8 protein-coding genes are annotated in these 15,225 nt (G+C 59.7%); 2 read left to right on the top strand and 6 right to left on the bottom strand.

Annotated elements, in window-relative coordinates; all coding sequences use genetic code 11:
* Window positions 1-179: 179 nt before the first annotated feature.
* The 6 genes from LXM55_RS00105 to LXM55_RS00080 form a co-directional block, all read right to left on the bottom strand.
* A complete protein-coding gene (locus tag LXM55_RS00105) occupies window positions 180-1,115 on the bottom strand; it encodes a fimbrial protein (protein WP_233317462.1) in 936 nt (311 codons plus the stop codon).
* A 574-nt stretch (window positions 1,116-1,689) separates the two neighbouring features.
* The gene (locus LXM55_RS00100; protein ID WP_442799719.1) at window positions 1,690-4,179 is read right to left on the bottom strand and encodes a fimbria/pilus outer membrane usher protein; all 2,490 of its coding nucleotides are present in this window, start codon (window positions 4,177-4,179) and stop codon (window positions 1,690-1,692) included.
* Between the two features lie 74 nt (window positions 4,180-4,253).
* Window positions 4,254-4,967 carry a fimbrial biogenesis chaperone gene (locus LXM55_RS00095; RefSeq protein WP_233317459.1) on the bottom strand — a complete coding sequence of 238 codons (714 nt, stop codon included), beginning with the start codon at window positions 4,965-4,967 and terminating at the stop codon, window positions 4,254-4,256.
* A 63-nt stretch (window positions 4,968-5,030) separates the two neighbouring features.
* A complete protein-coding gene (locus tag LXM55_RS00090) occupies window positions 5,031-5,624 on the bottom strand; it encodes a fimbrial protein (protein WP_233317457.1) in 594 nt (197 codons plus the stop codon).
* A 255-nt stretch (window positions 5,625-5,879) separates the two neighbouring features.
* Window positions 5,880-6,986, bottom strand: a complete 1,107-nt coding sequence (locus LXM55_RS00085; protein WP_233317455.1) for a DmpA family aminopeptidase — start codon at window positions 6,984-6,986, stop codon at window positions 5,880-5,882.
* A gap of 125 nt (window positions 6,987-7,111) precedes the next feature.
* A complete protein-coding gene (locus tag LXM55_RS00080; RefSeq protein WP_233317453.1) occupies window positions 7,112-10,351 on the bottom strand; it encodes a hybrid sensor histidine kinase/response regulator in 3,240 nt (1,079 codons plus the stop codon).
* 235 nt (window positions 10,352-10,586) lie between these two features.
* Between LXM55_RS00080 and LXM55_RS00075 the strand changes: the two genes are divergently transcribed.
* Together LXM55_RS00075 and LXM55_RS00070 are read left to right on the top strand one after the other, a co-directional pair.
* Window positions 10,587-11,477 (top strand): EAL domain-containing protein, encoded by an 891-nt coding sequence (locus LXM55_RS00075; protein WP_233317451.1) that lies wholly within the window; start codon window positions 10,587-10,589, stop codon window positions 11,475-11,477.
* 84 nt (window positions 11,478-11,561) lie between these two features.
* Entirely contained in the window at window positions 11,562-15,200 is a 3,639-nt protein-coding gene (locus tag LXM55_RS00070; RefSeq protein WP_233317449.1) for a transporter substrate-binding domain-containing protein, read from the top strand.
* Window positions 15,201-15,225 lie beyond the last annotated feature (25 nt).

The following is a 15,225-nucleotide window of genomic DNA, read 5'->3' as shown; positions in this document are numbered from 1 at the left end:
CAACGTCCCTTTCTAATAAAACCCGACCTACAAGTTAAAAGACTGCTGAGCTCTCCTCCAAACAAGCTCGTCAGAGAAAGTAAACTACTGATAAGACAGCGTTATTGTAGTTCCTGCTCTTGCTACTCCCGGCGTAATGCCTGCAGAAACACGAACATACCTGACAACCATCGATTCAACTATAATACTTCCCGTATTCCAAGTTCTCTTCTACTTGCCAGAGAATCGGAAGGCCCGAAGAGCACAGGAATACCATTATCGATCACCTGCAATGAAACACCAGTCGCAGAACCGGGAAAGTTTTCCAATACTAAATTCGATGTTACGTTCGCAATGGAGTTAACATCTGTCATCGTATAGCTGACCTTGTAGTCTATGTAACCCCCATCACAGCTTGCTGATAGAGTAAAAGGAGTATCTCCTGCCGTATCCGATATCGAGCGCATCAAAGATGTATCGACGCGCGGCAGCTTAACACTACTTGGTACATCCAGTTTGCAGGAAGTGTTTTTTACTTGAATGGACGTTGAAGTTGTAGAGGCTGAAATAGATGCCTGTTTAGCAGTGGCAGGCCCTACCCACTGCGTTACGATAGCAGGAACACCCACAAAACTCAGCAAGCCTGGCGGGAGCTTAGTTAAAGCGACTAATTTAACTCGTACTCGCATACCAAAATTGCACTCCTTACTTGTTACCCTCACCTCCCTCAGCAACAAAACCTTGTTATTTACCAGCGGAATATAATTACCATTGACAGAAGCCTCTGCAATTACACCTATGCCGGTAGTATTAGTACTGAAGACATCATACGGAACACCATTATGAACAACAGTCCGACCGGAGAAGCTGATAGCCGGCTCAGCATAGATTTTTACATCTGCACCTGCCCCGTCTCCACTCTCCAGCCGACAATGAATAACATCTGCATTTATTGCTGAATGCCATTCATCTGAAATCAGCTCTCCCTGTTCTCGCCCACCGGTGTAATTAATTAAATTTGGAAGAGATACAGTGACACCACTTCCAGCAGTTGAATTATCGCATACAAAAGCGAATGCCTTTATCGCCCATAGAAAAAGCAATATGCTTCCACCTACACTTCTAATCAACTTCACCTCCAAAACCTAGTTAAAAACTTCAGTTTTAAATCATACCCAGGACACACCTTTTCCTATGAACCCATCTCCCGACAAGCTTTTATAGGAATTAAGGGGGGCGCCCAAGTAAGTAAAAAAAAACAACACAGACAATCAACCCTTCCCACCTCACACTAGATATCCCGATAAACCATCAAAAATATCCTGTCCTCCAATCACCCCTGAGCTGCTCAGAGTCCAGCACGCTCATTTTATGTTGTGGAATATCACGATCTATTTGATCTATCACTACGATCAATAGGCCTATTACTGCATAGCATTTTACAGAGCGCTCAAGATACGCTCGCGAAGTTATAACCTTGACTCGCCTTAGGTGCCATGTGTGCTGGAGTGGTATTGGAGCCTGTCGCAACACCCTAAGATGAACATGCAAGAGCACATATTGGCTACACGAGAAACCAAGCATTCTTATATAAGATTCTTAAAATAAAACATCCTTCCACATCACTCACGGCACGCCAAAACCTTAGATAGCTGCAGACAATATAAATATAAAAAAAGAGAAAACCATTTATTAGGCAACCCAGAGCCTTCAAACCTTTTCACAACTCACATCAAACTGCTCATACACCACATCTTTCACCGCGGCCGGCAAGTCATAACGGACCCGGCAACTATCGCCGCCCCAGCGAATATCAACGCTGCCCTTGTCATCACTGGAAAAAATCAGCAAGCGGGAGCGGTTGTCGACCACGCCCACCGGGGCGCCCTGCGGGTCGAAGGCCTGGGCACCAAACGGAATGCCCTGGCCCTTCGCGGTTTTCACGGTCAGTTGCAGGCGGCGCCCCGAGGCCACGGCGAAGCGGCTTTTACTGATGGCGCCACGGGTCGGCACCACGCGCTGCGAACTCTCCTCGGTCTCCCGGTTGCTGCCCAGGGTGCTGGAATCCAGGTTGATCCAGTTGTAGCGATAAGGCTGGGTATAGGGCACCACGGCAAAACCGCGGCTGTCGGTGCGCACCGATGACGAGGAGTCGACCCCGACGCCCTCGGTGCCCGGCACTTCGACCAGGGCGAAAGTCTCGCCCACCGGCTGGCCCAGGGTCACGCCGCCGCCATGCACCACGATCGAGCCCGAGGCGCCGAGGTCCATATGCCGGCTGCTCTGCCCTTGCCCATAGTTGCCGCTGACCTTGGCGACCGGTGTGTCCCAGTTCAGGCCGGCATCGGCAGAGCTTCCGCCACGCTTGCTGTGCCCGGCCTGGAGCGAGTAGCCGAGGTTGTTCTGCTCGTCCAGGCTGCCCGACACGCCGCTTTGAAACGAGGCGTCGCCGGTGCTGGAAGAGGTGACGCTGGAATAGGCCCGGTGCGAACGGCTACCGCCGCCAAAGGGGATGCTGATGGAGGCCGTCAGTTGGTTCTCGGCCTTCTGGCTCATGCCCTGGCCTTCGGTATGGGCGAGCGCGAAGCTGTAGCTGGCATCGCGATAGCTGCCGTTGTAGCCGAACTGCCAGCGCCGGGTTTTGCCCTGGCGGTTCCAGTAGCTGGTTTCGCCCAGGCTCAGGAACAGCGACCCGCGCCCGGCCAGCGACTGGTTGACGTTCATGTCGAAGCGGCTCTTCTGCCGGCCGTAACTCGGGCCGGCCAGCACATCCTGCTCGTCCACATGCTGGCTGAAGGTTCGATAGCCTTCGGTGGAGTAGCGATAGCCGACCATGGTGAAGGTGGTGTCGGTGGAATTGAGGGTCTTGGAGTACAGAAAGCGCGCACTCTGGCCACGGGCACGGGTGCCGCTTTTGCTTTGCGAGTCGCTCTGGGTCACGTCGAACGACAGGCCGCCCCAGGGCGAGTTGATGCCCAGCCCCAGGTTCAGCGCCTTGTAGCCACTGGCGCTGAGCCCCCCGCCGTAACCGGTGAAGTTATTGCTCATGCCGTACACCAGGGTGCCCTGGGAGAAGGCCGGCGTCGCGCCCTCCTGGTTGCTGTACTGGCCGGCCGCCAGGCTGTAGCGCAGGCTGCCGCGGCGGGTCATCACCGGCAGGTAGGAGTAGGCCTGGGAAAACTCGCGTTCGCGGCCGTCGGCCTCGATGATCTTGACCTTCAGGTCACCGTTGGAGCCACCGGGATAGATGTCGTCGATCTCGAAAGCGCCTGGCGAAACGCTGGTGGAGTAGATGACATAGCCGTTCTGGCTGATCTCCACCGTCGCGTTGCTTTCGGCGATGCCGCGCACCACCGGGGCGTAGCCCACTTCGTCGTCCGGGAGCATGGCCAGGTCGGAACTCAACTGCGCGCCACGAAAGCGCACGCTGTCGAAAATCTCGCCCTGGGTGTACAGCTCGCCCGCCGCCAGGCGGCCCTTGAGGCCGGTAATGTCGCGCTCCAGGTAGCTGCGGTTGCTGGTGAACTTGTTGCCGCTGCCGCTGCTTCCGGAGACCGACGACTCGTTGCGCAGGCGCCAAGCGCCGATGTTCAGCCCGTTGCGCAGGCCCACATAGCGGTAGTCGCTGCGGTAGCCCTGGCTGATGTTGCGGCTGAAGTTGGTCTGATAGTTGGTGTAGAAGGCGGTGATGCCCTGGTCCCACAGCGACGGGTCGACGTAGCCGCGGCTGGTGCGCTGAACGTAGGCCTGGGGCACGCTGAGCTGCAACGCCAGGGCATTGACATCGAATTCGACCGAGGCATCGGGCAGGCTGGCGGGCAGGTCGATGACGCTCTGGTCATCGCTGTCGGCAGCGATCAGTTGCTCCTGCATGAGCTTGGCGATGTTGACCCCCATCGCCTTCAGCACGCCCAGGTAGAGTTTCGGATGCACGCCGGCCGAGTCGCCGACCGCGCTGAACTCCACTTGCTGGCGACTCATCAACACTTGGTTGAGATAGATGTCGACGTTGTAAGTACCCGGAGCGATGTTGTTGCCCTGTTCGAAGTACTTCAACTCCACCGCGGCACCGCGCTTGTTCAAGAAGGCTTCATTGAACTCCAGCGAAAATGCACTTTGAGGAAACATAACACCGAAAGCAGCAGCACAAGACCCACTAACATAGCCAACAATTTTCAGACCACTCTTTCTCCCTGCCATATACACGCCTCGCTCCATAAACAACACCGCCTGCCATACTTGAAAAGTGGCAATAGCATGCAAACAGTTCAGATTCAGCCAGAGATCGAAACTTTGTTATTAACCGGCGCACCGTAATCATTGATATTGAAAAACTCCACCGTCATGACACCGGGGGTTAATGATGATGGTGCGCCACGGGCGAGAAACTTACTGGTGCTGTTTGGCGCAAGCATGTCACTGATCAATGGATAGCTCTTTCCGCCAATGACCACCTTCGCCTCCCCGAAAGAAACAAAGTAAGGTGAGTTATTAGTTACCTGCAGATAGAACTGGTCTCGTTCAACCAATGTCTGCCACTTCAAGCCGCTAATTGCATCTTGAGGACTTCCGACAAGATTGGCCGGACGAAAAAATAACTTGATCCGCTGACGCAGGGCTATTTGCAATGTATTGCCCTCAGCCTTTTGCGGAATTTCCTGGACACTAAGCCAAAACACCGACTCTTTATCAGCTGGCAACCCCTTACCGAAGTAAAACACCCGTAAAGTCTGTTGTTTATTACCTGCCAGGCGACTTAAAGCCGGCGTCAGGGCAAAAGGCACATCTTCATCTTTATCACCACTCTCCGGGTCCAACCAAGACTGAATCATGATGTCTTGGGCGCCATCGTTCTTGATCAGGATCGAAGCTTCCTTGCTCTTTTCCACGTAAATCAATCGGGTACCACCAAGCGTAATACCAGCATTGGCAACGCTGGCCGAGAGCAAAGCAAGGCCCGCCAGCAGATATCTGGATTTCAGGATCATCTTAGAAGTACCTGTTTTAAGAATGATTAGAGAAGCATCGAAATGCTTCTCTATATGGAGCGCTTATTCGTAGGTCAGAGTGAACGGCAGGGTGCCGTTGGCGGTCCCGGGAGTAATAGGGTCACCATTGGCGACATAAGCTGCGCGCATATTGAGATTGGCGCTGTATTTGGTAGCTTCCGCCTCGCCGACCTTGACCAGCGGAGCATTGACAAACTCGTTCGCGGCCAGATTGATCGCCTCATTACTGGAGTTGTAGATGCCGATGCCGACCCCCTTCGCAGTACCAGTGGTCTTCAGCAATTTGTTGTTTTTAAGATCCACGCCAGAACCCGACATAGGGTCGAACTGCACACGAACCGTGGTGAGACCGGCCGCGGTATTACCGCAATCCAGGTTCACATTGATCGCTGAACCACCCACGATGTTGCCACCGGCCGCGCCGGTCAATGAGTCCATACTGATCTTGCCTAGGCTGACATTGATGTTCTGCTTGCCCTTTTCGCCAGCGATGCTAGTACCCGCACCCGCGGTTGCGCTGCAGGAGGCCGCACTGATTTCGCCGGTGAAGTTGATAGTTCCGTCAGCAGCCATGGCCGAGTTGGCCAACAGGCCAACGACCGATGCGGCCAAAACGTTCTTCAGATATACGGACATATGCTTCCCTATGGTTATGCACTTGATTACCAGAAAAACTCTTCTGTTAAAGAGTTGGGTAATTTTCCTTAAAGGTGCTGACCGGCAACAATCTGCGGTTTCCACTTACCGAGGCAGATAAACCTTCGGCATTTGTAGGATGATTCCTACACGAGCGAGTGAACCAAAAAAAACGCCCGCTCCCTCAAGGGCAGCAGGCGTTTATTCAGGCGTTGAACGGCAGGCGTGGCGATGACCGCCGTGGCGGCCGCGGGCTCAACCCACGGGCGGGCGCCAGCCCACCTGTTGCATGGCCGCCAGCAAGCGCTCGGGCTTCAGGGCCAGGGCCTGGCTGCCACAGCCGGCCAGATCGCGGGCCGCCAGCATGGCGTTGAGGATCGCCTCCTCCACCGCATCCGCCGCGGCCAGGAACAGCGCCGAAATGTAGTCGTTGTTGATCATCTGCAGAGCCGTGGTGGGCGCGCCCGGATGACCGTGGTTGGCCACCGGCAGGTTGCTGTTGCCCACCGAGAAGGCCAGGAAGATATCGCCGCTGGAGTCTTCGGTGCCGCCGCCGACCCGGGCCAGGCCGACGCTGGCCCGTTGCGCCAGGCGGGTGCACTGGTGTGGCAGCAAGGGCGCATCGGTGGCGATGGTGATGACGATCGAGCCCATGCCCGGCTCGCCGACATTGCTCGCGCCCTTGAACGGCGACGCCACATCGTCCAGCACCCGGCCCACCGGGTAACCCGCCACCCGCAGCTCCTCGCGCACGCCGTAGTTGGCCTGCACCAGGGCGCCGACGGTCCAGCCGCCCTGCTCCCCACTCAGCACCCGCGATGCGGTACCGATGCCGCCCTTGAATTCGTGGCAGATCATCCCGGTGCCGCCGCCGACATTGCCCTCGGCCACGGGCCCCGAGCGCGCCTCGCTCAGGGCCGCCGCCACATGCTCGGCGGTCACGTGCTGGCCCCAGATGTCGCTGAGCACGCCGTCGTAGGTTTCCAGCACCACCGGCATGCACCAGTAGGTGTGCCGCTTGGCCATTTCGCGCTCGGCCGCCACCAGCGCGTCGCGGACCACGCCAACGCTGTGGGTGTTGGTGTAGGCAATCGGCGAGGCCAGCAGGCCGGCTTCGCGGATCCATTCCAGGCCGGTGGCATCGCCATTGCCATTGAGCACATGGACCCCGGCAAAGCAGGGTTGCAAGTGGGCCGAACCGGCCCGCGGCTCGATCACGGTAACCCCAGTGTGAATCGCGCCTTCGGCGCGCTGCTGGCTCAGGGTGTAATGGCCGACACGCACGCCCGGCACATCGGTGATGGCGTTGTAGATGCCGGGGGTACCGGAGCCCAGGGTGATGCCAAGGTCGCGTAAACGCATGGGTGCAGTCTCCACATTCGATCATTCAGGGGCTCGAAGTGTAGGAACCGCCAGGGCCGCTGACGATCACCCTCATGCGTTACCCCGGACAGGTTAACCGGCCCGCCCGGCGTCAGGACCACGCTCTAGAGAGCGCTGATGGCCCGCTCGATGCGCTCGACAAACGCGCCGAGCCCCGGCACGTCGCCGACCTGCCCGCCGTGGCGCACCGCCGTCTCCAGCTCGCGGCAGGCGACGATCAGGCGCTTGGCCTTGGCCACCGCCAGGGCCCCACGGATGCGGTGCAGCAAATCCGCGACCTGGCCGGCATCGCCACCCGGGAGCGCCGCCTTGAGGGCATCGAGGTCCTGGCCGATGGTCGTGAGAAACAGCTCCAGCATGCGCTCGGGCACCTGCAGCGGATCGTCCGCCACACCGTGGCTGTCGGGGGCCGGCGCGGCCGTGGCGGTGACGCTGTCCATCACCCCCTTGAGGCACAGGTACAGGCCCTGGAGATCGATCGGCTTGGTCAGCCAGCTGTTCATGCCGACGCGGATGCAATGCTCTCCTTCCTCGCGCAACGCGTTGGCGGTGACGCCGATGATCGGCAGCTCAAGGTTGCGTTGGCGCACCTGCTCGGCGAAGGCATAGCCGTCCATGAGCGGCATGTTGACGTCGCTGAGGATCAAGTCATACGCCTGCTGGTCCAGGTAGCGCAGGCCCTCGACGCCATTGGCCGCCACATCCACCTGGCAACCGATGGCCTGCAGTTGTTCCTTCATCAGGGCCTGGTTCACCGGGCTGTCCTCGGCCAGCAATACCCGCAGGCCCAGGTGCCGTTGCGGCGCGGCAGCCGTGACCACAGGCTCGTGGATATCACCGCTCAGGGCCATGTCCAGGGCCTGGAAAATACCGGACAGGCTGTGCAGGTTGACCAGGATGTCCTTGCCGATGACCTGCGGCGCCAGGCTGAAATCACCTTGGGCAAAAACCTTGATGCCGCCCCAGTCCAGACCGGGCAAGGCTTCGGGCAGCAGCTCCAGGATCGCGTCCGGGGGCCTGGGCGAGTCTTCCAGGGACAGGCACACCTGAGCGCCCCAGTGTTCGAGCCAGGCGCCGAGGCTGTCGCCCAAGTCGGTAAAGGGCGCCCGCAGCAGCACGCTTTTGCCACGGAAATCCCACTCGCGCTCCACGCCGCTCACAGACGTCGGCAGTTCCAGATCCAGCTCGAAGACAAACTCGCTGCCCTGCCCCGGCTCGCTGCTGAAGGTCAGGCTGCCACCCAGCATCTGACTGAGGCTGGCGCAGATGGGCAGGCCCAGGCCGGTGCCCCTGACGCTGTGTTGCCCGTTGTCGGGCTGGTAGAAACGCTCGAACAGGCGCGCCTGCACCGGCACCGGAATGCCGGGCCCGCTGTCGACCACCCGCCAACGCAGCAGCACCTGTTGCCGGGAACGCCGTTCCAGCGTGAGGTAGACCGCCACCTGCCCGCTCTGGGTGAACTTGATGGCATTGCTCAGCAGGTTGCCGATGATCTGGCGGATCCGCAGGCTGTCGCCCTGCACCCATGCAGGCACCCCGACATCGACGCAGCCATAGAGGCTAAGCCCCTTGCTCGCCGCCATGGCGGAGAAACCGCGCAGGGTGTCTTCCAGCAGCTCCCGTGGACTGAACCTGACCGACTCCAGCACCAGTTGACCGGCTTCGATCTTGGACATGTCGAGGATGTCGCTGAGCAGATGCAGCAACAGCGTCGAGGAGTTGTCGATGGTGTCCAGATAGGCCCGTTGCCGCTCGTTAAGCTCGGTCATGGCCAACAGCTCAAGGGTGCCCAGGGCGCCATACAAGGGCGTGCGGATTTCATGGCTGACGGTGGCGACGAAGTTGCTCTTCTGCGCATTGGCCGCGTCCGCTGCATCCCTGGCCATGATCAGCGACGCCGCCGCTTCGCGGTGCGAGGTGATGTCGTTGAAGGTGCACAGCAGCACGCTTTCGCCCTGGTACTCGGTGGGCGCGAAACGCACATGCAGTGAACGCTGGCCCACCACCAGACAGCCCTCGCCGGACACCGGCCGGTCCTGGTCGAACATCCACCACTGGCTCATCAACGACTGCAGGTCCCAGGCGTTGCCCAGCCACTCGCTGTACAGGCTGTTTTGGGTCACCGGCTCCAGCCCGGCGCCGCGAACCACACACAGGGCCAGGGGCACGGTCTGCAGGATCGACCGGTTGAAATCGTGGGTGACCAGCAGGTCCCGGTAGTCGCTGCCGGCCGGCACCACGATGCGTCGCCGATACCAGCTGATCAACCACCAGCCGCCGGAAATACCGCTCATGAAGAGCCCGACGAGACTCAACAGCGGCCACAACGCTTCCTCTCGCAGCCCTGCATAACTGATCCGATACAGCGCCTGCCAAGTGCCCTGGATACCGGCGCTGCGCTTGATCAACAACCCCGAAGTCGTCAGGTGCAGGCCGTTTTCGTAGTCACGGATATCACTGTCCGCCGCCCCCACCAACAAGGTGCCATCAGGGGCCAGCAGATCAATGGACTCAAAGTCGGGCTTGGGGAAAAACTGCTTGTCGATGCGCTCGCCGAAGGCGTTGAACTCATTGAGTTCCAACAAGGTGGCGGCCACCACCTCCCGCGACTCGCCCCCCCTCACCCGATAGGCATCCGAGGCCTGATCGGAAATATAGGCCAACAGCTCCCGACGCCCATCCATCAGGAACGACTCACTGGGGGCCCAATGCACGATCAGATCGCTGCTTTGGGGTGGATTGCGCAGGATGCTTTCCTTGACCTTGCTCAATACCGGTAGCAAGACCGGCTGAGGAGTGTCTGGTGACTGTGGCTGCGTCTCGATCCAGGGGATCGCAATATCGAAGTGACGGTCCAGATCAAACACAAACATTTGCGGCGCGGTAAAGGACGAGCCGCTCCAGAAATCGCTGTAGACATTGGCCAGCCCACGGGCCAACCCCAATTGCCGGTTGATCACCCCGGGGCCCAGTTGCCTGGTGCCTTCGGGCAGGACCACCGAGACCTTGGTCACGAACTGGGAGGCCAGGCCTTCGTAAACCCGAACATCACCTAGAGGCATTTCAGTGAAGATATAACCCGAATAGTTCATGTCGGGCTTGTACTGATCGGAACCGCTGGCCTTGATCACCCGCAGCAGAAAGGTTTCATGGTCGTTGGCCCGGGCCACCAGCCGCAGGAAGTGGTAGTTGACCTTGACCATCTCGCCACGCAGGACCTTGTACGTGGCCCAATAACCGCTAATGACAAAGAACACCAGGAGTAGAAAGCTGACCACCAGCGCAAAGTGCAGCCGTAACGAGACCTTTTCCAGGCGCCGTACCCGCGAGTGCTTATAGCTCATGAAAGACCGGACTGAAAAAACCTGTTGCTCGCTGCATCTGCTGCTCCCAAGAAAACTCACCGTAAAAAATATCGCCTGCGCATGCTGGTCATCGGCATCACGCCCAACGCTGCCGAACCTGGCACGCCCTTTTAGCTGAAGTAGGACGTTTCCTACCAGAACCATCGAAACCGCCGACTGACAGTCTGCCCAAGCCGCGCCACTGTAGGTAGATCGTATTGCAACGTCGAGCACCATGAAAAACTCCAGCCTGAGCCGCATTAATTTCTTTGGCCACGAATCCCCACCTACTACGACGCGAGACAGCAGCGTGTTGCCGGAAATCGGCAGCCCGCTTGCTCCCAGCATCGAGGAAATCCGCAACGGGCTTCATCGCCGTGAGTTCATTGCGTATTACCAACCCAAGCTGTCACTGCTCAACGGCTCGCTAGCCGGGGCCGAAGTCCTGGCCCGGTGGGATCATCCGCAACGGGGCCTTCTGGCACCAGGGATGTTTCTCCCCGGCGTGTTCCAAGACAACTTGCTGCCCGCACTTTTTAGTCAGATTTTCGAGCAGGGATTACGCTTGAACCAGTCCCTGTCGGCACTCTCAATGCCTGTGGAGCTGGCATTCAACCTACAGCCCGAACAATTGAGCTGCCCACGTTTCTCGACACTCATCAGTACTTGGCTGAGCGAATATCGATGCCCACCCACCCACATCATGTTCGAGATCACCGAAACCGGTTCGATCCACCTGCCGACCATCAGCCTGAGAAACCTGTTGCAACTCAGGCTCGCGGGCTGCGGCCTGTCCATGGACGACTTCGGTACCGGCTTCTCCTCGCTGGAGCGGCTCTGCGACTTGCCGTTCAACCAGTTGAAGCTGGACGGCTCATTCGTGCGCAAGCTGGAGGCCAACCCCGCGTGCCGCGCCGTGGTGGAAAACACCGTGCGCCTGGCCAGTACCCTAGGGCTGTCGTTGGTGGTCGAAGGGGTGGAAACTCCCGCGCAGCTGCAGCAGCTCAAAGCCCTGGGCTGCACGCTGGTGCAAGGGTTCGCCATCGCCCGCCCCATGCCTGAAGCGCACTTCATCAGCTATTGCCTGCACAACGCCAGCCTGCGGCGCCCTTCATTCTCGGCCTGAGCCCAGGCTCGACACCCCGCTGCTTGCGCGCCCAGCCGCCCCCGTGCTTCGCCTTGCCAGCGCCCTCTGCCAGGTAGTCGTTCCATGTTCACCAGCAAGTTCTTGATCACCTTCAGCGTGCTCGGCCTGTGCACCCTGTTGAGCTGCGCGCCAGTCAGCGCCACACCGGTTCCCGGTGACCTGCACCTCACCAGCCAATTGACCAGCGAGCCGCAGAAACTGCAACTGGCGCCCGAAGACTGGGCCTGGCTGCGGGAAAAGCGCCGGCTGGTGCTCGGCGTTGCCGGGACATCCGCCCTGCCCATGGACATCATCTACAGCAACGGCGACTACGAAGGCATCAGCGCCGATGTGGTGGCCTTGCTGAAACAACAACTGAACATCGACATCCAGGTGCTCGGGTTCAACGATGCCCAGGATGCCCAGCGCGCGCTGCAGGCCGGCCAGATCGACCTGATCAGCCGCACCAGCGACTACCAGCAACGCGACCCGGCCACCGTCCTGAGCCTGCCCTACGCGGAAAACGCCCCGTCGCTGTATCGACGCCAGGGCGATGAGCGCACCTGGCCCGAAGACCTGCGGGGAATGACCATCGCCGTGGTCCAGGACTACCTGCCGGCAGCCTTGTTTCGCGCGCGCTACCCCGAGGCACGGATCCTCAGCTACAGCAACGCCGCCCAAGCCATGGCCGCCGTGGCCTTTCAGGGCGCCGACGGCTACATGGGCGACTCGCTGAGCGCTCACTACCTGATCAACCACAGTTTCTTCAACTACCTGAAGTTCGCCGGCTTCATCGACCTGCAGTCCGCCGGCTACGGTTTTCTCTTGCGTCGCGATGACCCACAGCTGCTGCACATCCTCAACCGTACCCTGGAGTCCTTCGGCCGCTTGCGCATGAGCTTTATCGTCAAGCGCTGGACCGGCGGCGGCATTGTCATGCCCGAAGACCGGGTCAGCCTCAGCAGCGAGGAACAGCGCTGGCTGCACAAGCACCCCGTGGCCCGGCTGATGATCAACGACGACATGGCGCCGTCCGCATTCTTCGATGCCGACGGGCGCTTCAATGGGGTGATCTCCGATCTGTTCGAGATCATCACCCAGCGCACCGGCCTGCGTTTCGAAGTGCAGCGCACCTCGAGTTTCCAGGGCATCCAGCAGGCCTTGCGCGATGGCGAAACCGACCTGGCGGTGCTCACCCCCAGTGCCGAACGCCAGGAGACGTTCCGCTTCACTCATCCCTTTGCCACCAGCTCCTTCGTGCTGGTCACCGCCGAAGGCCGGCCGGAGCTGTCGAGCTTGAGCGCACTGGCCGGCAAGCGCCTGGCGATTGCCCGGGGTCATGTGCTGAGCGCCAGCATTGCCCGGGACTATCCGGCGATCCACCTGCTGCGCCCGGACAACAATCTGCAAGCGATGAGCATGGTGGTCGAAGGCCAGGCGGACGCAGCGGTCATGGCCCTGTCCATGGCCCGCTACTACACCGCTCGCCTGTATGAAAAGAAATTGCGGATCGCCACCATTCTCGACGGCGAAGCCGCCACCGCCAGCTTTGCCATGCGCCGTGGCGATACCGAACTGCAGTCGCTGCTGGACAAGGCAATCCTCAGCATTGCCCCGGACGAGCTCAATGCCATCACCCTGCGCTGGCGGGCCAACGCCGCCATGAGCGGCCAGAGCTGGCGCGACTACGGGCGGGTGATCCTGGAGATCGTCGGCTGCGCCCTAGTGATGATGCTGGTGTGCATGATTCGGATCTTCCAGCTGCGCCGGCAAATTCACCGGCGTCTGGCGGCCGAGAAAGCCCTCAACGATCAGTTGCAGTTCCAGCTAGCGCTCGACGACTCCATGCCCATCCCCATTTATGTGCGCGATCGCAAAGGCCGCCTGCTGTCCTGCAGCCGGCGCTATGAGCAGGTGATGAACCTGCGCCAGGCGGATGTGCTGGGCAAGACCGCCCTGGAAATGCCCATCGAGCACTTCGAAGTGGCTCTGGCCCTGCACAACAGCTACCTGCAGGCGATGGAGAGCGGTGTCACCATCGAGCGCCAGTATCAAATCTTCGTTGCCGGCACCCGTCTATGCATCGAACACTGGATCCAGCCGTTTCGCGACTCCTCGGGCAACATCAAGGGAGTGATCTGCGGCTGGCAGGATATTTCCGAACACCAGCGGCTGGTCCAGGACCTGCAAGAGGCCAAGGACCTGGCCGAGGAAGCGAACCAGGCCAAGACCCAGTTCCTGGCCACTATCAGCCATGAAATACGCACGCCCATGAGTGCGGTGATCGGCACCCTGGAGCTGGCCTTGAAACGCGCCGACCAAGGCGTGCTGGATCGCTACCATATCGATATCGCCTACAGCTCAGCGAAGAACCTGCTGGAGCTGCTAGGCAACACCCTGGATATCGTGCGTATAGAATCCGGACACTTGAGCTTTTTTCCACGGCGCTCGCGCCTCAAGGAGCTGGTGGAACCGGTGGTTCGAGTGTTCGAGGGCCTGGCACGGCAGAAGAATCTCAACCTGTTGCTGGAAATGGATGCCGGCGCCACCTGCGACGTACTGATCGACCCCATGCGTTTCAAGCAGGTGCTGTCGAATCTGGTGAGCAATGCGATCAAGTTCACCGATCAAGGCCAGGTGAGCATTCGCATCGCCAGCCGAATCGATGCCGAACAGACGCTCAACCTGCAGTTGCAGGTTCAGGACAGCGGCCGCGGCATTTCGGAAGAGGATCGCCAATCGCTGTTTCGGCCGTTTGCCCAGGTGGCCCAGCCCGCCTTCGGCGGACAGAATGGCAGCGGCCTGGGGCTGGTGGTCTCACGCTCGCTGTGCGAGATGATGGGCGGGGCCCTGGACATGCACAGTACCCCGGGACGGGGCACCACAATCACAGTCACCCTGCGCCTGAAAGTCCTCGAACCGCTACCCCCGACCCAGGCAGCGCCCCTCCCCCCGTCACAACGTCCCGCTCAACGCTGCGCCCGGGTCTTGGTCGCGGATGACAACACCCTCAATCGGCAGATGCTGAGGGCCCAACTGGAGTTTCTCGGCTGCCAGGCCGTGGAAGCTGAAAACGGGCTGCAAGCCTTGCAACTATGGCGACAAAGCACTTTTGACCTGCTGCTCACCGACTACCACATGCCACTGATGAACGGTGTCGAACTGACCCTGGCCATCCGTCAGGAAGAGCACCAGCAGCAGCGCGAGCGCACGCTGATCGTCGGCTTGACCGCCGATGCCCAGCAAGAGGAAATCGAACGTTGCATCAATGCAGGCATGCGTGACTGCCTGATCAAGCCCGTGAGCCTCGACACCCTGGAAGAGCGCCTGTGCACCTTGGTCGCCATGGGTGTAAGCGCAAGCCCGGTGCCCGTCGAGGAAAGCCCTCGCGAACGTACCGGGGGGATCGACTCACTGAGCAAACTGAGCATGGGTAATCCAAAGCTGCAGGAGCAACTGCGGGTCGAACTGCTCAAGAGTAATCGGCGCGACCTCGAAGAGTTGCGCCGACTGCGCGAGGAACTGAATATCGAGGAGTTGGTGCACCTGTCTCATCGCATGCGCGGCGGAGCGGCCATTCTGCGCAACGCCCACCTGACACAGCTGTGCAAGGCCTTGGAACAAGCCTGTGCGGAGCACAACCTGAAAGCTCTGGCAGCCAGCGCCGCCGAGGTGGAGGAAGAACTGCTACGGATCAAAAAGACCTTCGCCCAGACCGGCTGAAGTGCGGATGCACAAAGACCGGAGA

The organism is Pseudomonas sp. Au-Pse12, assembly GCF_021341665.1.
In the GTDB taxonomy this organism is placed as follows: domain Bacteria; phylum Pseudomonadota; class Gammaproteobacteria; order Pseudomonadales; family Pseudomonadaceae; genus Aquipseudomonas.
This window is presented reverse-complemented; position numbering and strand designations above follow the sequence as displayed.

Coding starts and splice junctions, on each gene's coding strand:
- LXM55_RS00090 (WP_233317457.1), bottom strand. CDS start 5,624: ATGTCCGTATATCTGAAGAACGTTTTGGCCGCATCGGTCGTTGGCCTG.
- LXM55_RS00100 (WP_442799719.1), bottom strand. CDS start 4,179: ATGGCAGGGAGAAAGAGTGGTCTGAAAATTGTTGGCTATGTTAGTGGG.
- LXM55_RS00085 (WP_233317455.1), bottom strand. CDS start 6,986: ATGCGTTTACGCGACCTTGGCATCACCCTGGGCTCCGGTACCCCCGGC.
- LXM55_RS00075 (WP_233317451.1), top strand. CDS start 10,587: ATGAAAAACTCCAGCCTGAGCCGCATTAATTTCTTTGGCCACGAATCC.
- LXM55_RS00080 (WP_233317453.1), bottom strand. CDS start 10,351: ATGAGCTATAAGCACTCGCGGGTACGGCGCCTGGAAAAGGTCTCGTTA.
- LXM55_RS00095 (WP_233317459.1), bottom strand. CDS start 4,967: ATGATCCTGAAATCCAGATATCTGCTGGCGGGCCTTGCTTTGCTCTCG.
- LXM55_RS00070 (WP_233317449.1), top strand. CDS start 11,562: ATGTTCACCAGCAAGTTCTTGATCACCTTCAGCGTGCTCGGCCTGTGC.